We start from the raw sequence: 20,781 nt of genomic DNA, 5'->3' as shown, positions 1-20,781 counted from the left end.
CTCACGCGCCGCGCGCGGGGAAGATGCTCTTTTTCACGAGCGCGTGCACGCCCCAGTTGCCATCCACCACCTGGGTAATGCCGAAGTCCACGGCGATCGACATCAGCGAGATGGCCTCGTCCTCTCCCAGCCCCTGGGTGGTCATGAGGAAGTGGCGCATCTTGTGATAGGCGTCGCGCAGCGCCAGGTCCACGGAAGACTTCTTGAAGATCTGGTTTTGCGCATCTGGCCCCAGCTCCGCCAGGTAGTTGGCGTAGCTGAAGCCGTGCAGCAGCCATTCGTCCTGGGTTTCGAGCAGCGGATAGGCCAGTTCGGCCAGCGGCGTTCCAGGCAGGTCCGCCTTCTTGTGCAGGACCAGCTGGAAGGTGCCGGTCAGCGAGCACTCGATGGCCGTGCCGCACAGCTCGGAGTCCCCCTGCGAGGCATGCGGATCTCCCACGGTGAAGTTGGCCCCTGGCACGGCCACGGGGAAATACATGGTCGCCCCCTTGCCGATGCGCCAGTTGTCGATGTTGCCGCCCGTGTGGTTGGGTGGAATGGAGCTGGCCATCTCCACCTCGGCCGGCGCCACGCCGATGGTGCCGAAATGCGGGCGCACGGGAACGCGGATATTGCGCAGCACGTTTTCGTTCTTGCTGATCGTGCGGTGGTCCACGGGCACGCCCGGATAGTCGATGGTCGGGTGGACCACGCCAAAGGGGTCGGTCTGCGGCGTCCAGCGGTAGTTGTAGACGGCGCGGGCCCAGTTGCGCTCGCCGGTCGCATCCACCTCGTAGATGGTGACCACCTCGCGCTTTCGGGGCTCGGTGAGCGTGTCGCCATAGTGAAAGCCCCAGTTCGCCGCCGCATTGCTGCCGAAGGTCCGGCCCTTGAACTGCGGGTTGCCCGAGGGGCGTGGCACCACATCAATGATGCGCACTTCCAGCACATCGCCGGGCTGGGCACCCTTGATGCGTACCGGCCCCGTGCAGATGTGCACGCCCTGGCCGCCACCTGCGCCGTTCTTGGCATCCATGGGACCGGCGCCCCGGCGATCGACGTTCTTGCGCTGGCTGTCCCAGTGGAACACGCTCTCGGCGCCAGGGTCGCCCCGGACCATGCGTTCGGCATCGTCATTGGCATGGTGGGTGAGCGTCTCCATGGTCACGTAGTCACCCGATTCGACTTCGACCACCGGCTTGGCCGATCTGCTGAAGTAGCCCCAGAGCACGGTGTTGGCAGAGGCGGGAATGTAGTAGTGGCTGGCCATGCCCTGGCCGGCCCGGGCGCCAGGCGCGCCCTGGGCAAAGGCCCGGGACGGTGCCATCGCGCCGCTGATGGCGCCGGCCGAGACCGCGCCGCCACCGACCACCATGGCGTCGCGCAGGAAGGAGCGGCGTGCAATCTGGAATTCCTCGCGGATCAGCTTCTCATCGGCTGGCGAAGCACCGTGCTGGCAGCCCGGGCCGCAGATATGTTCCTGGTGGGGGATGGTCATCGAAAATACTCCTGCTGTTGTGGATCGGTGCCGGCAGCGCCAGTGTCCAGGCGAGCATGTCCAGGCAGGTTGTTCCTGCGCGCACAAAAACTTGTCGCGGCTGCCATCCGGTGCGCCGGGCTTGGACAGGCTGTGCGCGGCAGTTCATAGTTCGCCCCTGATGCACGACGATCCAAGACGCTTTTCCACCCACGCATTTCCCGATGCCTTGCGGCAGGCTGCGCTCAATGAGGCGCTGTCCAGGGCAGACATCCATGGCGAAGCGCCCACGCCACCGTCCACCCACCTGGCGCTGCGCAGCTCGCCACTGGGATCGGTGTTCATCACGCTGGCCACCTCGCCCCTGACGCTGCGGGCCGTGGCCAAGCGGCTGCGCGGCCCGGGCCTGCTGCTGTGCGCCTTGCTGCAAGGCAGCGCCAATGCGGTGATCGAGGATGCCGCGTTCCCGATCAAGGCCGGCTCGGCCCTGCTGCTGGAGTCAGACCGGGACTGGCAGCTGCAGTTGCCCGGCGACGGCCGCCTGCTGCTTGCGCGGCTGGAGTCCTCGAGCTTTCTGTTGCGCCTGCTGCGCTCGTGCCCGCCCGAGGCCCGGCACATCGGCGGGACAGGCGGTGTGGGGGCCATGTGCATGGCAATGGCGGCCTCACTGGCAGAGCAGATCGACACACTGGCACAGGACGATCTGCTGTCGGTGGAGGCCACGCTCACCGACATGCTGGTCACCTGCCTGACACCGCGCGCCGGCAACCCCGACCAGGAGCAGGCCGAGGCGACCGAGCCGCCCAGCGCCGTGCAGCTTGGCCATCTGCGCCGCATCTGCCGCGCCATCGAAACCCGGCTGGGCGATGCCGAGCTGTCCATCGATGCCATCGCCGATGCGGAGGGGCTGTCCACGCGCTATCTGCAAAAGCTGTTCAAAGGAGCGGCCACCAGCTTCAGCACCTACCTGCGCGAACGCCGGCTGGAGCGCTGCCGCATGGACCTGAGCAACCGCTCGCTGCAGCATTTCTCCATTGCCGAGCTGTGCTTTCGCTGGGGCTTTGGCGATGCCGCCAACTTCAGCCGCGCCTTCACGGCCCGCTATGGTCTGTCCCCCAAGGCCTATCGCGCCAGTCCGGCGCGCGTGCAGGATGCGCCGCCCGGCCAGCGCGGACGCCCCTCGCCCGCAGAGAGCGCTGCGCAGGGTGCAGAACCGGCCGCAGCGCGCCTGGCACACAGCCCGTTCCAGGCCCTGCTGCGCGACCATGCACGCTACGCCCAGGCGCTGGCCCTTGTGCCCAAGCGCTCGGCGCATGCAGACAATGGCGGTGCGTCGCCCCAGCATTACTACCTTCCGGTCTCCGACAAGACCGTGCACTGGGGCTACCTGAGCCGTTCACTCAAGCCGGTGCTTTCGGTGCGCTCGGGTGACGTGGTGACCATGGAGACGCTGACCCAGCATGCCTCGGACGACTGGGAACGCATGATCGAAGGCGATCCGGGCGCCGAAAGCGTGTTCCACTGGACCGCAGCCCAGAAGGCCGTGGACCGGCGCGGCGCGGGCCCGATGGATGCCTCGATCTACGGCCGCGGCGCGGGCGAGGGCTTCGGCGTGCACATCTGCACCGGCCCCGTCTATGTGCATGAGGCCGAACCCGGCGACCTGCTGGAGATACGCATCCTCGACGTGCAGCCACGCCCCAGCTGCAGCCCCGCCCACCACGGCCGTGTCTTCGGCAGCAACGCCGCCGCCTGGTGGGGCTTTCACTACCGCGACCAGATCACGGAGCCCCGCCAGCGCGAAGTGGTCACCATCTACGAAATCGACCACGCACTGCCCGAGGAGCCCACGGCCCGCGCTGTCTACAACTACCGCTGGACGCCGCAGACCGACCCCTTCGGCGTGATCCATCCGACCATCGACTACCCGGGCGTGCCCGTGGACCCCGCCAGCATCACCCGGCGCTTTGGTGTGCTGGACAAGGCACGCGTGCCGCTGCGTCCGCATTTCGGCATGCTGGCCGTGGCACCGCGAGAGGCCGGTCTGATCGACTCCATACCGCCGAGCTACTTCGGCGGCAACCTGGACAACTGGCGCGCCGGCAAGGGCGCGACGCTCTTCCTGCCCGTATCGGTGCCAGGCGCGCTGTTTTCGGTGGGAGACCCGCATGCATCCCAAGGCGACTCGGAACTGTGCGGCACGGCCATCGAATGCTCGCTGACCGGCAGCTTCGAGCTGCGGGTGCACAAGCGCGCCGCGCTGGACAACCGCTTCCTTGCAGAGCTGGACCACCCTTTCCTGGAGACCGGCTCCGAATGGGTGATACAGGGCTTCAGCTTCACCGACCACCTGGCCGAACTGGGCAGCCAGGCGCAGTCCCAGGTCTATCGCAAGTCATCGCTGGAAGGCGCCATGCGTGACGCCTTCCACAAGGCAAGGCGCTATCTGATGCTGGCCCACGGGCTGGACGAGGACGAGGCCGTATCGCTGATCTCCGTGGCCGTGGACTTCGCCGTGACGCAGGTGGTGGACGGCAACTGGGGCGTGCACGCCGTGATCAAGAAGGCGCTGTTTCCGCCGGAACTCTCGGCGTCCGCCCAGGCGGGCCCATGAAGCCCACCCGGGATCAGACCCGTGCCAGGAAGCGGGCGATGCGCTGGGCGATGCGCTCGGGCTGCTCGCGGTGGGGAACGTGGCCGCCCCCGGCCACGATCTCCACCTCCACCGGGCCGCTGGCGCGGTCGCGGATGCGCTCGGGGTGGACCAGGGAGCCGAACTCGTCGAGCTCTCCATGGATGGCCAGCACCGGGCAGCGCACGCGCTCCAGCGCCTCGTCCAGCCGGTAGTCGGCAAAAGGCGGGGACAGCCAGGTATCGACCCAGGCAGACAGCACCCAGGCGGCCTTGTCGCCGTGGTATTTCTCCAGGCGCGCCAGCTGGCCGGGCCGGGCGAAATCCTGTTGGGCCGCACGAATGCCCTGCAAGGTGCGATCTTCCACAAAGGCCTGGGCGGACTCCGTGACCACCGCCTTGCACTGCGCACCATATCGGGCCGCCACCATGGCGGCCATGCCGCCGCCCACGCTGTGGCCCAGCACAATGAAATCCCCAAGGCCCAGCCCCTGGTGCACGGCCGGGAACACGGTCTCTGCCTCCCGGGCCACAAAGCCAGGCCCCAGCGTGCCCGGATAGGGGTCGGACTGGCCAAAGCCCAGCCGGTCATAGGCCAGCACATCGCGGCGCGTGGCCTCGGCCAGTTGCTGCGGGAAATCGCGCCACAGCGCCACCGAGCCCAGCGAGTCGTGCAGCAGCACGATGGGCGCGCGCGCCGGGCCTTGTTCGCCTTCGCCGGCCGCCGGCGCCTGCCAGCGCCTGACGTAGATGCTGCCCTGCGGCGTGGGAATGCGGATTTCGTTCAAGGATGCGGGGATGTCGGTCATGCACGAGGAAGGCATCGAAAAAAACTCCATGCCGGTCGGCGCCGGCCCGGCAGACATCATGCGCCTGCATGCCGCCAGAGGGCGACACCGTGGCGACGCACGAGGCGGAATGCGGCAGCTTTTGTCTCTCTCGGGGCAGCTTTTGCGAACCCGGGCGCGCGGGTTCCTCCGATGGTGAAAGGCCAGGCAGCGGCGTATAAGTTGAAGCCACCCCATGCACGCGAAGGCCTGCCATGTCACACGCTTCCGCTCCCCTGCCCGGCGCCGCACAGGCTGCCGTGGACCCGCGCCAGTTCAAGAGCTTTGCCGAGTTCTATCCGTTCTACCTTCAGGAACACAGCAACCGTACCTGCCGGCGCCTGCACTTCGTCGGCTCCACGCTGGCGCTGCTGTGCCTGTTCGCGCTGTTCCTGACCGGCAATTTCTGGTTCCTGCTGGGCGGCCTGCTGTTCGGCTACGGCTTTGCCTGGATAGGGCACTTCGGCTTCGAGAAAAACCGGCCCGCCAGCTTCAAGCGCCCGCTGTACAGCTTTCGCGGCGACTGGGTGATGTGGCGCGACATCCTCACCGGACGCATTGCGCTCTAGCGCCGCGCCGGGCACTACGGCCGGGGCCGGCTCTCCAGCAGGCTGGCCAGCGTCATGCCCGCCAGGCCCGTGCGCTCCCACAGCGGCTGCACGGCCGCGGAAGGAGCCAGCAGCAGGCGTTCGACCAGGGGGGCCAAGGGCGTGTGTTGCGGGTCCACCAGCAGCATGTAGCGGGGCTCGGTGCCCTCGCTGCCCGCCGCGACACCTGGTGCCTGCACCGTTCCCACCCAGTCGAGCACGGACAGCGCCTGCAGCACCGGATCGATCTGCTGCCAGTCCACATGCAGGCGGCGTGCCAGATCGCTGGCATACAGGCCCTTGGCGGGCGACTCGCGCTCCTGCTCCAGGTACTGCAGGATTTCCACGGCCATCTCGAACTGCCAGCCCTGCTGTCCGGGCATGCGCTGCACGCCGGCCATGACGATGGGCAGATACGCGGTGACCACGGCGCCCAGCAGCACGATGATCCAGGCCATGTAGATCCAGATCAGCAAGATCGGCAAGGTGGCAAAGGTGCCGTAGATGACCGAATAGGTAGGCACCGAGGCCAGGTACAGGCCCAGCGCCTTCTTGGCCAGCTCCATGCAGGTGGCCACGAACAGGCCGCCCACCCAGGCATGGCGCCAGCGCACCGCCGTATTGGGCACGTAGTGGTACAGGCCCGCCATGCCAGCGGCCAGCGCCAGGTACTCGATGGAATCGAAGATGAAGCGCAAGCCTTCGGGCAGCGCATTGACCAGCCCGCGCGAGGCCGACATCACATAGGACGACAGCACCAGGCTCAGGCCCAGCACCAGCGGGCCCAGCGTGATCGCGGCCCAGTAGATCAGCACGCGCTGGCCCAGCGGCCGCAGTTGGCGCACGCGCCAGATGTTGTTGAGCGTGCGGTCTATGGTGAGGATCAGCGCGACCGCCGTGATCACCAGAATGGAAAAACCGGCCATGCCCAGCTGGCTGGCCTTGGAGGCGAACTGCGTCAGATAGCCCAGCACCTGGCGTGCAATGGTCTCGGGGATCAGGCTGTCGATCAGCCAGCGCTCCAGCACGATCTGCACGCGCGAGAAGATGGGAAACGCCGTGAACAGCGCCAGCGCCACCGTGAAGAACGGCACCAGGGCCAGCACCGTGGTGAAGGTCAGGCTGCTGGCGGTGACGCCCAGCCGGTCCTCGCGAAAGCGTTCGCGCAGCGTGTGCGCGGTATTGCGCCAGGGAAAGCAGCGCAGGCGCTCGCGCCAGGATGGGGGCACCACCGGCTCGGGCCGCTCCATCAGCGAAAGGCTGCGCTCCCGTTCGGGCGCGGGCAGTGCAACGGCACCGTCCTCCAGGCCACCGGCAGGCTCCTGCCCGGGGCCGCCGCTCATCGCCATATCTCCGCTGCAACGCGCGTGCCTGAAACGGGAACGCGCGTGACCATCCAAGCAATCACATGTTCAAAGGACAAGACCATGGCCGATATGATGCCACCCCGATGACTGATTCCATTTCTCGCCCCGGCGCCGATGTCGCCGCCACCCGCTGGCTGGCGGTCTCCAGCCTCATGGGCCTGATCGTGCTGAGCCTGGCCTGGGAACTGTGGCTGGCGCCCATGCGGCCAGGGGGCTCCTGGCTGGTGCTCAAGGCCCTTCCGCTGGCGGTTCCGCTGATCGGCCTGCTCAAGCACCGCATGTATACCTACCGCTGGGTCAGCCTGCTGGTGTGGATCTATTTCACCGAGGGCGTGGTGCGCGCCTGGAGCGACGCGGCGCCCGGCCGCTGGCTGGCGCTGCTCGAAGTTTTCCTGTGCCTGATGCTGTTCACCGCCTGCGCCCTGCATGTGCGCTGGCGCCAGCGCAGCGCGCGCCGCGCGGCCCAGGCGGCCGGCGGCTGAGTCCCCGTTTTCATGCCTTCACGTCTTTGAAAGAAGTTGCAACATGACTGCACTGCTTGAACGCCTGCGCCAGATCGTCGGCGAAGCCCATGTCCTCACCGAGGGCGACCTCGTCGCCTATGAACAGGATTGGCGCCGCCGCGTGCGCGGCAAGTCCCTGGCCGTGGTGCGCCCGGCCAGCACGGCCGAGGTGGCTGCCGTGGTGCGCGAATGCGCGGCCGCAGGCACCAGCATCATCCCGCAGGGCGGAAACACCGGCCTGTCGGTGGGCTCCACGCCGGACGACAGCGGCACGCAGGTGGTGCTCAGCCTCACGCGCATGAATGCCGTGCGCAACATCGACCGCGACAACCTGAGCTTCACCGTCGAGGCCGGCTGCATCCTGCAAAGCCTGCAGGAGCTTGCCGAGAAAGAGGGCCTGCTGTTCCCGCTGTCGCTGGCCGCCGAAGGCAGCTGCACGATTGGCGGCAACCTGGGCACGAACGCGGGCGGCACCCAGGTGGTGCGCTACGGCAACACGCGCGAGCTGTGCCTGGGCCTGGAAGTGGTCACCCCGCAGGGCGAGATCTGGGACGGCCTCAAGGGCCTGCGCAAGGACAACACCGGCTACGACCTGCGCGACCTGTTCATCGGCAGCGAAGGCACGCTGGGCATCATCACCGCCGCCACCATGAAGCTGTTTCCCCAGCCTGCGGCCCAGCTCACGGCCTTTGCAGCGGTGCCCTCCATGGAAGCGGCCGTGCGCCTGCTGGGCATGGCGCACCAGTACCTGGGTGCGGGGCTGACGGGCTTCGAGGTCATGGGCCAGTTCGCGCTGTCCCTGGTGATCAAGCACATGCCCCAGCTGCGCGTGCCCTTTGCGGGCCTGGACGGCGCGCCGCCCTATTACGTGCTGGTCGAGAACTCGGACAGCGAGTCCGAGCAGCATGCCCGCGAGCGTTTCGAGGCGCTGCTGGAGCTGGCCTTCGAGGACGGCTGCGTGCTCGACGCCGTGGTGGCCGAAAGCCTGTCGCAGGCCCATGAGCTGTGGCACATCCGCGAAAGCATTCCGCTGGCCCAGGCCGAGGAAGGCCTGAACATCAAGCACGACATCTCCATTGCGGCATCGCGCATTCCCGCCTTCGTCGAGCACACCGATGCCGTGCTGCAGCGCGAGATCCCGGGTGTGCGCCTGGTCAACTTCGGCCACCTGGGCGACGGCAACCTGCACTACAACGTGCAGGCGCCCGTGGGCGGCGACGCCAAGGCCTTCCTCAATGAGCGCGAGCACCTGGTCAACCACCTGGTCTACGAGGCCGTGGCCGAATTCGGCGGCTCGTTCTCTGCCGAGCACGGCGTGGGTGCGCTCAAGGTGGACAAGCTGGAAAAGTACCAGTCGCCCGTGGCCCTTGGCATGATGCGCGCCATCAAGCAGGCATTGGATCCTCAAGGCCTGATGAATCCCGGCTGCATCCTGGCGCGCGCCTGATCGGGCAGCGCCGGCTTATCAAGAAGGGGCAGGGCCGCTTGGCGGCGCTGCCCCTTCTTGCATCCAAACGCGGTCAGGTGCGGCCAAACTCGGCCAGGTGCGGCCAGGTGCAGATCAGGAAGCGGGCTTGTTGCTCTCGACCACGGCAAAGGACTTCTGCACCTGGCTGGGCCAGGCGATGTCGGCACCGGCCGCGTCGGAGAAGTCGGTCTGCTTGCCATCGGTCAGCAGCCACACGCGCAGTGCGTTGCGCGCGGGATCGATCACGATGGCTCCCATCTCCTCGCCGCCCTGGTGCGGGCGCAGGCCGACGATGCTCCACACATCGCCTTCCTTGGTCAGAGGGCCCACGGTACGCATATTGCTCAGCAGGGTCGGGTAGCTGGTGCCCAGCAGCGCCTTGAGCCGGTCGGCCAGCACGCCTTGCTCCAGGTAGTTGGTGCCGTCATAGGGGTACTTGCCCAGGTACTCGGCCAGGCTGTCCAGACCGGGCTCGCCAGCCTTGGCCGTGGACGGCAGGCGCGTGCGCTCGGGAAAGTTCAGCGTCAATGCGGGCGCGGGCGCGGCCACATCGAGTGCCACGGACTGCACGGCCTTGGGAGTGGGAACGGTGGGAGAGCGCGGATCACAGGCTGTCAGCGCCAGCATGGCGGCACCCAGTGCGATTCCGGCCTGCCAGGGGGAGAGCATGGAAGACATGCGCAAGCTCCTTGTCAAAGCGGATGCGAAAAAACCATGGCGCCGGTATGAAAGCCCAGGCAAGACACCGGCGCCCGTCGGCAGTCATTTTCGCACCGGGGGTTGCAAACCTTGTTTCGAGGGGCATGGATACCGTCGGACAAGGCGCCGTATTCATCAAGGGATAATCCCCGCCATGAACATGACTGCCGCGCCCCGCCCTGCCCGCTCACAGTACGAAGATTTCATGCGCCATGTCTACGAACATGGCGTGTCCAAGACCGACCGTACCGGAACGGGTACGCGCAGCGTGTTCGGGCACCAGATGCGCTTCGATCTGTCCGAAGGCTTTCCGCTGGTCACCACCAAGAAGGTGCACCTCAAATCCATCATCCTGGAACTGCTGTGGTTCCTGCGCGGCGACAGCAACGTGCGCTGGCTGCAGGAGCGCGGCTGCACCATCTGGAACGAATGGGCACGCGAGGACGGCGACCTGGGCCCGGTCTACGGCGTGCAATGGCGCAACTGGCCCACGCCGGACGGCGGCCACATCGACCAGATCGCCGAAGTGGTCAAGCAGCTCAAGAGCAACCCGGACAGCCGCCGCATCATCGTCAGCGCCTGGAACGTGGCCGACCTGCCGCAGATGGCGCTCATGCCCTGCCACGCCTTCTTCCAGTTCTATGTGGCCGACGGCAAGCTCAGTTGCCAGCTGTACCAGCGCAGCGCGGACATCTTCCTGGGTGTTCCCTTCAACATCGCCAGCTACGCATTGCTGACCCACATGCTGGCCCAGCAATGCGACCTGCAGGTGGGCGACTTCGTCTGGACCGGCGGCGACTGCCATATCTACAACAACCACTTCGCCCAGGTCGAGACCCAGCTGGCGCGCCAGCCCTTCGCCTACCCGACGCTGCAGATCAAGCGCCGGCCCGACTCCATCTTCGGCTACGAGTACGAGGATTTCGAGGTCGTCGGCTACCAGCACCACGAGCCCATCAAGGCCCCCGTGGCCGTCTGAGGCTGCAGAAAGACCCGCCCGATGGCCATCCATCTCATCTACGCATGCGCCGCCAACGGCGTCATCGGCAAGGACAATGCCATGCCCTGGCACCTGCCCGAGGACCTGGCGCACTTCAAGCAATTGACCCAGGGCTCGGCCGTGGTCATGGGCCGCAAGACCTGGGACTCGCTGCCGGCCCGCTTCAGGCCGCTGCCCGGGCGCACCAACATCGTCGTCACGCGCCAGGCAGACTGGGCGCCCGAGCCGGCCGCCCCCGGCGTGCTGCATGCCACCAGCCTGGAGCAGGCCATGGCTCTGGGCCGCCAGGCATCGGCCGACGTCTGGGTCATGGGCGGTGCCCAGATCTACGCCCAGGCCCTGCCGCTGGCCGACAGCATCGAGGTGACCGAGATAGAGCGCGACTACGAAGGCGATGCCTTCGCCCCCACGCTCGGCCCCGAGTGGCAGGAAGCGTCACGCAGCCGCCATGTGGCCGCCAACGGGCTGCCCTACAGCTTTGTGCGCCTGCAACGACGCTGACATACCCCTGTCGCACACGGGGCTGGCGGGCGCGGCGGGTCTGTGCAAATAATGTCGTTTTTCCACGCCTTCGCCGTCTTTCGCGCCTCTTCGCCATGAGCCTCGTCCAGCCCTTGCCCCCCGGTCCGCTCGACATCGTCGGCGACATCCATGGAGAGTCCGAGGCGCTGGACCAACTGCTGGGGCACCTGGGCTACGACGCGCTGGGCCGCCATCCCCAGGGTCGGCGCCTGGTCTTCGTCGGCGACTTCTGCGACCGGGGGCCCGACAGCCCGGGCGTGCTCGCCCGCGTCGTGCCCATGCTGGAGTCGGGCCATGCGCTGGCCGTGCTCGGCAACCATGAAATCAACCTGCTGCGCGAGGATGCCAAGGACGGCTCCGGCTGGTTCTTCGACAGCCGCGTGGCCTCCGATACGCCCAAGTACGCGCCGTTCGCGCGCATGCCGCTGTGCGATATCCCTGACACCCTGGCCCTGCTGGAACGCCTGCCGATCGCCATGGAGCGCGAGGACCTGCGCGTGGTCCATGCGGCCTGGCGCCCGCAGCAGATCGCCATGGCGCGCGAGCTGCCGCTGGGCAGCGCACGCAGCGCCTACGACCACTACGAGGCCCTGGCTGCCCAGCAGGCCCAGGTCAACAAGGTGGCCGAGCGCATGCGTGCCGAACGCCAGCAATGGCCGCATGACCTGGAAGACCGCAACTGGCTGCCGCCCTTCCTGCCCGCGCACAGCGAGAGCGAACTGGCCAAGGCCATGGTCAATCCGCTGAAGGTGCTGACCTCGGGCGTGGAGCGCGAATGCCGCAATCCCTTCTACGCGGGCGGCAAGTGGCGCTTCGTCGAGCGCGTGGCCTGGTGGAACGAATACGAGGATGCCCAGGCCGTGGTCGTGGGCCACTACTGGCGGCGCCTGAACCGGGGCGGCCCGTCCTTCCACGGCGCCCAGGCCGAGAACCTGTTCGGCCAGACCGGTCCGCTGTCCTGGCACGGCCGGCGCGGCAATGTGTTCTGCGTGGACTACTCGGTCGGCGGCCGCTGGAACGCCCGCCTGGCCGGCGAGGACCCGCAACAGCGCTTCAAGCTCGCCGCCATGCGCTGGCCCGAGCGCCGCCTGGTCTTCGACGACGGCGCCCAGGCGGACAGCGAGGAGTTTGGCGTTGCGGCAGCCGCTGCCGCATAGCACGCGCTAGATCCGCGGCGCGTAGCGCAGCGTCAGCAACAGCGACCTGGGCGCACCGTAGTAGTTGTTGCCCGACACCGTGTTGTAAGAAGGCACGTAGTAGCGCTTGTCCAGCAGGTTGCTGACGTTGAGCGCCACGCTCAGCTCGGGCGAGACCTGGTAGGCCACGCGTGCATTCCACAGCGCAAAGCCTGCCAGGCGGAAGGCTCGGTCGGAGCTGAGGGTGTCGGTCTGCGCATTCACGCCCGCGCCCACCGTCCAGCGGCCCAGCTCGCCCGGCAGGCGGTAGCTGCCCCACAGGCGCAGCATGTGCCGGGGCGTCCAGGTGTTGAAGATCTGGCCCTGGTAGTCGGGGTCGGACTGGTAGCGCGTGGTGTTGTAGGTGTAGCCGGCCGCCAGTTCCAGGCCTGTGGCCACCTTGCCGGAGACCTCGGCCTCCAGGCCCTGGCTGCGCACCTTGCCCGAGGAGCGCGAGCAATACCAGTCATCACATGCAAAGCCGCTGTCATAGTCGTTGACGGCGCGGTTTTTGTGCTCGTAGCGGAACACGGCCAATGCCATGTTCAGGCGGCCGTCGGCCATCTCGCCCTTGATGCCGGCCTCGTAGTTGCGGCCCTGCACCGGCTTGATGAGGTCGCCCTGCACCGTGCGCGCGGTCTGCGGCTCGAAGACGGTGGAGTAGCTGCTGTACAGCGACCAGTTGTCGTTGAGCGCATAGACGGCACCCGCGTAGGGGATGAAACGCCCCGTGGTCTTGCTGGTGGAAGAATCGCCCGATTGCGCGCGGTAGGCGAAGTCATACCAGCCCAGGCGCCCCCCGGCGATCAGCGTGAGCGCCTGCGTGGGCCTGACACGCCAGGTGCCGTACAGGCCCTTTTGCGTGATGTCGTAATTGCTGCGCACATCCGCGCCACGCGCGGCGATGCTTTCCATGTCCTGCCAGGGGCGGTTGTGGTCTATATCGAAGATGTTGCCGCCCGCGGTCCAGGCGCGCACGAAGCGGTCGCTGGTGGTGTAGCCAGCGTAGTTGGCGCCCAGCAGCACTTCCTGCTCCATGCCCAGCGCCTTGAAGCGGCCCGACAGCGACATGTCCAGGCCGCGCTGCTGGTTGTTGAAGTCCACGCCGAAATCGCCGTAGCTCATGCCACTGCCATCGGGCTTGATGGGGCCCACGGCGCGCTGGTGCACGTTGGTGTTCTTCTCGTTCATGGCCATGCCCACCATCTTGAAGCGCCAGTCCGCATTGAAGCGGTGTTCCAGGTCGGCGAACAGCATGTTCTGGTCATTGCCTGCGCGGTTCCACATGGCGCCTGTGTAGGTGGAGCGCGGCAGGCCGATGTCGCTGCCGTCGGCAAAGCGCGGCAGGCCCACGATCATGGGGCGCGAGCGGCTGTGGCGCTGTCCCACGGCCAGGCCCACCGTGGTGCTGGCGCTGATGTCGTAGTCCAGCGCCGCGTAGATGTTGCGCGTGCGGTCGCGCGTGTATTCGGTGAACCCGTGGCTGTAGTCCCCGTCCAGCACCACGCGGCCGCGCAGCGTGCCTTCGGCATTGAGCGGCGTGCTGGCATCCATCTGCAGGCCGTAGTGGTCATCGGAGCCGAGCTTGCCCGTGAAGACCACGGAGCGCTCGCGGCCCGGGCGCTTGCGCACCAGGTTGATCGCGCCGCCGGGGCTGCCCGCACCCTGCAGCAGGCCGGCAGCGCCGCGCAGGATCTCCACGCGGTCATAGAACACCAGCGACTCCTGCTCCCAGTTGCCCAGGCTGTAGGTATTGCGCGTGAACGGCAGGCCGTCGTACTGCAGCGAGTCCACCGCAAAGCCGCGCGCATTGATGGCCAGGCCTGCGCCCACGCCCTGCACGGCCACCATGCCGGTGGCGTTGTGGATGGCGTCAGGCAGGTTGGTCATGCCCTGGTCGTCCATGCGCTGGCGCGTGAGCACGCTGACCGATTGCGGAATGTCCTTGAGCGCCTGCGCGGTCTTGCCCAGCGTGACCGTGCCGCTGGTGTAGGAGTCCGAGCCTTCGGTGACGCCGTCACGGATGCGCGTGTCGGTCACCATGACGACCGGCAGGCCCGCCTCTGCCCCAGCGGCAGCCTGGCCGCGCGATGTGCGCACCTCGGGCAAGGGGCGCAGCGCATAGCCGCCATTGGGCTGCGCATGGGCGGCCAGCCCCGAGCCGGCCAGCAGCGCATCCAGGGCCGCAGGCGCTGCATGGTTTCCACTCAGGCCCGCGCTGCGCCTGCCCGCGATGTCGGCCGCCGTGTACGACAGCATGACGCGGCTTTCCTGGGCGAAGCGGGCCAGCGCGCCTTCCAGCGGGCCTGCCGGTATGGCGTAGCTGCGCACTTCGGAGGGTGACTGGGCCTGGGCCTGCGCGGTTTGCGGCGCAAGGGCTGCGCTGACGGCGCACAGCGCCAGCGTGGTGCTGGCAGCCAGTGCCAGCGAATGGCGCCGGAAGGCCGGTGCCGCAGTGTGAGCAAGTCGTTGGACCATGAAATATCTCTTCCCTGAAAAGTGGCTTCTTCAGGACTTGCCACGCGAGAAAAGAAAACACCTCATGCCAACGGGTCCAGGCATCGATCAAATTGCAACAATTCGCAACAACAACCATCCAGCCTGTCTTGGCTCATGTCCTGCTCTGCCGGGCGCGCACGGTCAGCCAGTAGCGGCCAAAGCCGGTGAGCTCGATGGGCTGGGTGCGCACCAGCATGTCGAGCACGCGGTCGGTATCGTCCAGCGGATACATGCCCGAGACGCGCAGCGAGGCGAGCGCGGGATCGCAGGCCAGGCGGCCCCTGCGGTGGCGCGCCAGCTCGGCAATGAAGTCGGTCAGCGGCATGTCCCGCGCGGCCAGCAGGCCTGTGCTCCAGGCGGCGGCCAGTTCGTCGGCGGGCTGGGGCGCGTCCACGGCAAGGCGGTCAAAACCGGCCTGCTCGCCCGCGGCCAGAATGCGCACGGCCTGCGGGGCGTCGGCCGGCCGCACCTCGACCGCGCCCTCATAGACGGCCACATGGCTGGCGCCATCGCGCTGGCGCACCGCAAAGCGCGTGCCCAGCGCACGCAGCCGCCCTCGCGCGGTTTCAACCAGAAAAGGGCGGGCCTGCGGGTCGCTGGCCGTGGTGACCAGCACCTCGCCGCCCAGCAGCCGCAGCAGGCGCTGGCTGGCGTCAAAGCGCACATCGATGGCGCTGGCCGTGTTCAGGTGGATGCGCGTGCCATCGGCCAGGGTCAGTGCCTGGCGCTCGCCGGTGGCCGTGCGGTGGTCGGCCGACCATTCGCGCCAATCGCCGCGTTGTATCCACCAGGCGCTGCTGCCCGTGAACGCGGCCAGGGCCAGCAGCTTCATGGCCTGGCGCCGGCCGCGCGCACGGCTGCGGCGCGGCTGCAGCGCCCCATGCGCCAGCGGTGCGGGCAGATCGCGCAGGTGCAGGCCGCAGGCCTCGATGTGCCGCCAGGCGCGCTCATGGTCGGGATGATCGGCACGCCAGCGCCGCCACGAGGCCTGCGTGTCCTCGCCGGCATCGCAGGCCTGCAGGGCCACCAGCCATTGCACGGCCTGCAGGCTCACGGCTTCTGAAACGGGCGGGCCTTCAAAAACGGGCAGGCCGGTGGATGCGTGGCGGAATTCGGTCATGGGCTGGCGCTCAGCCGCCGAAGAAGCAGCAGTGCGCGGCCTTGGCGATATGGCGCTGCACCGTGGCCAGTGACAGCTGCAGCTCGGCCGCGATGTCGGCCTGCTTCATGCCGTCGAGCTGCGACAGCAGGAAGGCACGGCGCACGGGGGGTGCCAGCGTGTCCAGGCGGCGGTCCAGCTCGACCAGCGTCTCCAGCAGGATGGCGCGCGTTTCGGGGCCCGGCACCTGCGGCTCGGGCAAATGCGCCAGCGTGGCCAGGTACGCCTCTTCGATCTGCCTGCGTCGCATGAAATTGGCCACCACGCCCTGCGCCACCGTGGTCAGAAAGGCACGCGGCTCGCGTGCGGCAATGGGCTCGCTGCGCGTGAGCAGGCGCATGAAAGTGTCCTGCGCCAGATCGGCCGCCTCCGTGGAATTGCCCAATCGCCGCCGCAGCCAGCCCTGGAGCCAGCCATGGTGGACGCGGTACAGCGTATCGACCTCTTGGTGCAAAGCGGCGGGGGCGGCGGGCAAGACAGGCTCCTGGTGCGGCAGCACGTGCAGGCGTGCGCCACATGAATGAGAAAGATTCTCATTCTATAAGGATTAGGCCTTGATGACCTCCCCTTCGCAAACCGGCGCGCTCCAGAACCAGAGACACCGAGGAAGAGCCGCCTCGCACCGAGGATGTCGTCCCCCTTCAGGAGGAAGGCGCGCAGCGCATCAGGGGGTCTTCAAAAGCTACCGCGCAGCGTCAGCATCACATTGCGTGGCTCGCCATACCAGTTGTTGCCACCGCTGGTGCCCACTGTGCGGTAGTAGACCTTGTCGAACAGGTTGTTCAGGTTGAGCACGGCCTGCCAGTTGCGGTTGATGCGGTACTGCACGCTGGCATTCCACACGGCATAGCCGCCCTGGCTGAACTTGAAGGGCACGGCCGCGCCATCGAACTTGCCCGTGTCAGGATTGAAGGCATTGGCCGAGCCGCTGACGAAATGCGCGCTCTGGATATTGGCGCCGCCGCCAATCGTCCATTGCGACAGCTCGCCCGGCAGGCGGTAGGTGCTCCACAGCTTGAACAGATGCTTGGGCGTGACGGAGTGGTAGATGCCTTCGATGCCCGGCGTCTTGTTGTGGTTGCGGTTGAAGGTGTAGCCGGCAAACAGCTGCCAGCCGCGCGCCAGCTCGCCCGAGATCTCGCCTTCCACGCCCTGGCTGACCACCTTGCCCTTGCTCAGCCAGCAGCAGTTCAGGCCCGCGTCGCCGATGTCGGTGTTGGGGTAGGAGGGATCGGCCACGGCCTCGCCATTGCGCTCTATGCGGTACAGGGCCATGGAGGCCATCAGCCGGCCCTCGTTGAACTCGCCCTTGGCGCCCAGCTCGAAATTGCGGCCCTTGATGGGGTCCAGCGGCGTGCCTGGCAAGGGCCCACCCAGCTTGTCGGCCTGGGACTTGTGGATCTCGGCGACGCTGCCGTAGGCCGTCCAGCGGTCGTCGATGTCGTAGACCAGGCCGCCATAGGGCGTGAAGATGCCGCTCTCGCCATAGGACGACACGATGCGGCTGGTGAGATTGCCGGCCCGGTCGAAGCGCAGCCAGGGCGTCTGCGTGTCGTAGCTGGCGCGGCGCGCGCCGACGATGGCGGTCAGGCGGTCCGTCAGGCTCAGGTTGAGCCGGCCGTACAGGCCTTTCTGCGTGGCGCCATAGCCCGCGAAGCTGCGCGTCTTCCAGACGAAGCTGGGCAGGGGAATGGCGCCCGGGTCGAAGCCGAACACGTTGATGCCCCCCGGCATGTCCACCTCGGACAGAAAGGTGTCCTGCGTGTCACGGATCTTGGCCCAGTCCGCGCCCAGCAGCAGCCGGTGCCTGCGCCCCAGCAGGGAGAACGTTCCGCTGACGTTGGCATCCAGCGCCTTCTTGGTGGAATAGAAGTCGTTGGAGAAGCCGTTGAGCGTGGCTCCCAGGCCCGTCGTCGGATCGACCGCGCCGGTGACGTCGGCCAACCGGCTGTCGCTGTCCACCTTGACATAGTTGGCATGGGCGCGGACGCGCCAGTCGCCCTCCAGCTTCTGTTCCAGCTGGGCGAACAGCTCCTTGTTGGTCCTGTCGTAATGGCCCCAGCCCGCCATGAGTGCCGTATGGCGCGGCAGGTGCAGATCGTCGCCATTGGCCGCGCGCGGCAGGCCACCGCGCCAAGGCAGGCTGGCCGACTTGTCGTAGCTGCCGCCCAGGGTCAGCTTGGTCGCCGGCGTGAGATCGGCTTCCACGATGCCGTAGAGCAAGGTGTTGCGCGCATCGGCGTAGTCATAGAAGAACTCGCGGTCGCTGTGCGCCAGCACGGCGCGGCCGCGCACCCGGCCATCGGCAGCCAGGGGGCCCGCCACATCAAGTTCGGCCCGGCGCTGGTTCCAGCTGCCCACCGAGGCCGAGGCCAGCACCTGCGGCTGCGCCGTGGGGCGCTTTCTCACCAGGTTGATGGAGCCGCCGGGCTCGCCATTGCCGCTGTACAGGCCGTCCGCGCCGCGGATCACCTGCACGCTGTCGTACATGGCCATGTTGGGGTCGAAGGTGCCCTGGCTGAAGGCGTCCACCGCCGCTCCGTCGATCTGGACATTGCTGATCTGGAAGCCCCGCGCGTAAAAGCTGTTGGCCGTGCCGCCCAGGCCACCCGAGCCCGCGTAGTCCACCGTCACGCCCGTGGTCTGCTGCATCACGTCGCCCACGGAGACCAGGCCCTGGTCCTCGATGCGCTGGCGCGTGACCACGGAGATGGACTGCGGCGTCTCGCGCACGCTCTGCCCCTTGCCCAGCGACACGCGCGAGGCCGCATAGGAGCCCGAACCCTCCGTGGTATCGCCAGCGTGCGCCTGGGCCGTGACCAGCACCGTGCCCAGCGCAGCATCGGCTGCCGGCGACGGCTCCCTGAGCGGTGCCTTCAGCGTGTAGGCGCCCGGCACGGCGTCGATCACGGTCACGCCCGTGCCGGCCAGCAGCCGGTCCAGCGCCTGGCGCGGCGTGAAGCGGCCCTGCAAGGCCGGTGAAGTGCGGCCCGCAACGATCTGCGGATCGAACAGCACCTGGTGCTGGGCCTGTTGCGTGAACTGGCGCAGCGCGCCGGCCAGCGGCTGGGGCGCGATGCTGAAGGCCAGCTCCCCTGCCTGACCCGCCTGCCCCGCCTGCCCCGCCTGCACGGACGATGGCTGCTGCGCCTGCACCGCAGGCTGCGCCAGCGCGACCAGGGCTGCGGCCACCAGCGACGGCATCCTTGCCGGCCGCCATGGCCTGCCCCTGTGCTGAAACTCTCCTCCCCAAATGCCCGCGCCCATGGCGGCGCTGCCGTGTTCTTTTCCTGCTTGCATCCCTGCTCCTGCTGCACTGTGTCCATTGCCCGCTGTCGCGGTGTGCGCGGTGGGTGGCAGGCAGACAGTTGAGCGTCCACCCGCCACGCGCGTGCGCGGCCGTCGCGGTTGTTGGCTGAGCTGTGCACTGGGCAGCGGCCTGGCTGGCAACCATGGAGGCGCGAGAAAACCCGGCCTCCATGAAGGTAAAACCCGCTACCGCGCCAAAGTGGGAACGTGGCCGAACCGAGAAAGCGGGTTGTTTACATTAATTTACAAACAGCCAAGACACTCAATGCGCCGAGATTCGCCAGCCGCCCTGCACTTCTGCCTGCACACGCACCGGCAACAAGTGCGGCAACGAGCGCAGAAACACCTCGGGCTTGCCGGTCAGCGCCACGCCGGACACGGACAGCGCGGCCAGCCGCGCATCGCCATCCACCCGTACGGGCTGGCCCAGGTAGCGCGACAGATCGGCGGCGACCTCGGCCAGCGTTGCCTGCTGGAACACCATCTGGCCGCTGCGCCAGTCGCCCACCGTGTCCGCGCCGGCCGCCAGCGGATGCTGCGTGCCGTCGCGGGCATCGACGGACATGCCGGTACCCGCGCCCAGCAGCAGGCGCCTGCCGTCCGCCGCATGGCGGTCGGGCCGCAGTTCCACCTTGCCCTCCAGCACCTTCACCACCAGCGCGGGCGGCCCGGCGCGCACATTGAAGGCCGTGCCCACCACGCGGACCTGGCTGGCGCCGCTGTCCACGGTGAAGGGCCGCGAGCGGTCGGCGGCGACCTGGAAGAAGGCCTCGCCCTGGTCCAGCACCGTCTCGCGGCGGCGCGGGTAGTAGCGCACCTGCAGCCTGGAGGAAAAATTCAGCGTGACCCGCGTGCCATCGGGCAGTTCGGCCTCGCGCACCTCGCCGGGGCCGGTGGCCATCTCGATCACATGGCTTGCGTGGTTGTCCCAGGCATACCAGCCCCCGCCCACGGCCAGCGTCGTGACCAGAGCCACCGACAGCAACGCAGGCATCAGGCCGCGGCGTGTGCGCTGACGTGCCGGCGCGGGCAAGTGGGCCTGTGTCTGCGCACGCGGCCCGCTCGCCCTGGCTTGCGGCGCAGCAGCCGCGTCGCAGGCCAGCGCCGGCCTGGGCAACTGCTGCAGGTCCAGCACCGTGCGCCCCAGGCTCTCGAAGATGCTGCGGTGCTGCGGGTCGGCGGCCAGCCAGGCGTCGAGTTCGCGCTCGTCGGCGCCGGTCCAGTCGGCTTCACGGCGGCGGGCGAAGTAGTCGGCGGCGCGGGCGTGCAGTTGCAGGCGTTTCGGGGTCAGCGTCATTCCCGGCCCTCCCCGTCCGTCGCGGCCTGCGCCAGCAGGCCCTGCATCAGGCGCATGTCTTCGGCGCTGCCGTACTGCACGCGCAGTTCGCAATAGGCCATGGCCAGCGTCACGTGGTTGTGCACCATGCGGCGGGAGATGCCCATGCGCTGCGCCACCTCGGTCTGCGTGAGCCCGTCGATGCTGTGCAGCACGAAGGCCTCGCGGCGGCGCTCGGGCAGCTCGGCCATGGCCTGCTCCAGCCGGCCCAGCCGCTCGCGGTGGTGCGCCGCCTGCAGGGGG

The 20,781-nt window shown here is 68.0% G+C and carries 17 protein-coding genes; 7 read left to right on the top strand and 10 right to left on the bottom strand.

Features of this window, described 5'->3' with window-relative positions:
- Nucleotide 1: 1 nt before the first annotated feature.
- Complete coding sequence (locus ACM14_RS09915; RefSeq protein ID WP_065346062.1) at nucleotides 2-1,477, bottom strand: acetamidase/formamidase family protein; 1,476 nt, start codon at nucleotides 1,475-1,477, stop codon at nucleotides 2-4.
- Between the two features lie 160 nt (nucleotides 1,478-1,637).
- On the opposite strand from ACM14_RS09915, the gene ACM14_RS09910 reads away from it, so the two are divergent.
- A complete protein-coding gene (locus ACM14_RS09910) occupies nucleotides 1,638-4,070 on the top strand; it encodes an acetamidase/formamidase family protein (RefSeq protein ID WP_065346061.1) in 2,433 nt (810 codons plus the stop codon).
- 13 nt (nucleotides 4,071-4,083) lie between these two features.
- Here the strand turns inward: ACM14_RS09910 and ACM14_RS09905 are convergent, their stop codons facing one another.
- Nucleotides 4,084-4,911, bottom strand: a complete 828-nt coding sequence (locus ACM14_RS09905; RefSeq protein ID WP_065346102.1) for an alpha/beta fold hydrolase — start codon at nucleotides 4,909-4,911, stop codon at nucleotides 4,084-4,086.
- A 218-nt stretch (nucleotides 4,912-5,129) separates the two neighbouring features.
- Here ACM14_RS09905 and ACM14_RS09900 point away from each other — a divergent pair, with 218 nt between their 5' ends.
- Complete coding sequence (locus tag ACM14_RS09900) at nucleotides 5,130-5,483, top strand: DUF962 domain-containing protein (RefSeq protein ID WP_012206764.1); 354 nt, start codon at nucleotides 5,130-5,132, stop codon at nucleotides 5,481-5,483.
- Nucleotides 5,484-5,497: 14 nt separating this feature from the next.
- Here ACM14_RS09900 and ACM14_RS09895 read toward each other — a convergent pair whose 3' ends face one another.
- Nucleotides 5,498-6,844 carry a YihY family inner membrane protein gene (locus ACM14_RS09895; RefSeq protein WP_065346060.1) on the bottom strand — a complete coding sequence of 449 codons (1,347 nt, stop codon included), beginning with the start codon at nucleotides 6,842-6,844 and terminating at the stop codon, nucleotides 5,498-5,500.
- A gap of 107 nt (nucleotides 6,845-6,951) precedes the next feature.
- On the opposite strand from ACM14_RS09895, the gene ACM14_RS09890 reads away from it, so the two are divergent.
- The gene (locus tag ACM14_RS09890) at nucleotides 6,952-7,350 is read left to right on the top strand and encodes a DUF2069 domain-containing protein (protein ID WP_065346059.1); all 399 of its coding nucleotides are present in this window, start codon (nucleotides 6,952-6,954) and stop codon (nucleotides 7,348-7,350) included.
- 43 nt (nucleotides 7,351-7,393) lie between these two features.
- A complete protein-coding gene (locus tag ACM14_RS09885) occupies nucleotides 7,394-8,818 on the top strand; it encodes an FAD-binding oxidoreductase (protein ID WP_065346058.1) in 1,425 nt (474 codons plus the stop codon).
- Nucleotides 8,819-8,932: 114 nt separating this feature from the next.
- Here the strand turns inward: ACM14_RS09885 and ACM14_RS09880 are convergent, their stop codons facing one another.
- Nucleotides 8,933-9,517, bottom strand: coding sequence for a hypothetical protein (locus ACM14_RS09880; RefSeq protein WP_043819045.1), 585 nt, complete (start codon nucleotides 9,515-9,517; stop codon nucleotides 8,933-8,935).
- 175 nt (nucleotides 9,518-9,692) lie between these two features.
- Here ACM14_RS09880 and ACM14_RS09875 point away from each other — a divergent pair, with 175 nt between their 5' ends.
- The 3 genes from ACM14_RS09875 (at nucleotide 9,693) to ACM14_RS09865 (ending at nucleotide 12,217) form a co-directional block, all read left to right on the top strand.
- Nucleotides 9,693-10,517, top strand: a complete 825-nt coding sequence (locus ACM14_RS09875; RefSeq protein WP_012206769.1) for a thymidylate synthase — start codon at nucleotides 9,693-9,695, stop codon at nucleotides 10,515-10,517.
- 21 nt (nucleotides 10,518-10,538) lie between these two features.
- A complete protein-coding gene (locus ACM14_RS09870) occupies nucleotides 10,539-11,039 on the top strand; it encodes a dihydrofolate reductase (RefSeq protein WP_065346057.1) in 501 nt (166 codons plus the stop codon).
- 95 nt (nucleotides 11,040-11,134) lie between these two features.
- Nucleotides 11,135-12,217 carry a metallophosphoesterase gene (locus ACM14_RS09865; RefSeq protein WP_013801428.1) on the top strand — a complete coding sequence of 361 codons (1,083 nt, stop codon included), beginning with the start codon at nucleotides 11,135-11,137 and terminating at the stop codon, nucleotides 12,215-12,217.
- Between the two features lie 6 nt (nucleotides 12,218-12,223).
- Here ACM14_RS09865 and ACM14_RS09860 read toward each other — a convergent pair whose 3' ends face one another.
- The 6 genes from ACM14_RS09860 to ACM14_RS09835 all read right to left on the bottom strand — a co-directional run.
- Nucleotides 12,224-14,713 carry a TonB-dependent siderophore receptor gene (locus ACM14_RS09860; RefSeq protein WP_065346056.1) on the bottom strand — a complete coding sequence of 830 codons (2,490 nt, stop codon included), beginning with the start codon at nucleotides 14,711-14,713 and terminating at the stop codon, nucleotides 12,224-12,226.
- 133 nt (nucleotides 14,714-14,846) lie between these two features.
- Nucleotides 14,847-15,854, bottom strand: a complete 1,008-nt coding sequence (locus ACM14_RS09855; protein ID WP_065346055.1) for a FecR domain-containing protein — start codon at nucleotides 15,852-15,854, stop codon at nucleotides 14,847-14,849.
- Between the two features lie 10 nt (nucleotides 15,855-15,864).
- The gene (locus ACM14_RS09850) at nucleotides 15,865-16,368 is read right to left on the bottom strand and encodes a sigma-70 family RNA polymerase sigma factor (RefSeq protein WP_043819287.1); all 504 of its coding nucleotides are present in this window, start codon (nucleotides 16,366-16,368) and stop codon (nucleotides 15,865-15,867) included.
- A gap of 200 nt (nucleotides 16,369-16,568) precedes the next feature.
- Complete coding sequence (locus ACM14_RS09845) at nucleotides 16,569-19,193, bottom strand: TonB-dependent siderophore receptor (RefSeq protein WP_065346054.1); 2,625 nt, start codon at nucleotides 19,191-19,193, stop codon at nucleotides 16,569-16,571.
- 271 nt (nucleotides 19,194-19,464) lie between these two features.
- A complete protein-coding gene (locus tag ACM14_RS09840) occupies nucleotides 19,465-20,499 on the bottom strand; it encodes a FecR domain-containing protein (protein ID WP_065346053.1) in 1,035 nt (344 codons plus the stop codon).
- Nucleotides 20,496-20,781: sigma-70 family RNA polymerase sigma factor (locus tag ACM14_RS09835; RefSeq protein ID WP_139093408.1), on the bottom strand; the 286-nt coding region annotated here is incomplete at its 5' end. The genes ACM14_RS09840 and ACM14_RS09835, both read right to left, overlap by 4 nt.

Source organism: Delftia sp. JD2, assembly GCF_001682645.1.
Taxonomy (GTDB): domain Bacteria; phylum Pseudomonadota; class Gammaproteobacteria; order Burkholderiales; family Burkholderiaceae_C; genus Comamonas; species Comamonas acidovorans.
This window is presented reverse-complemented; position numbering and strand designations above follow the sequence as displayed.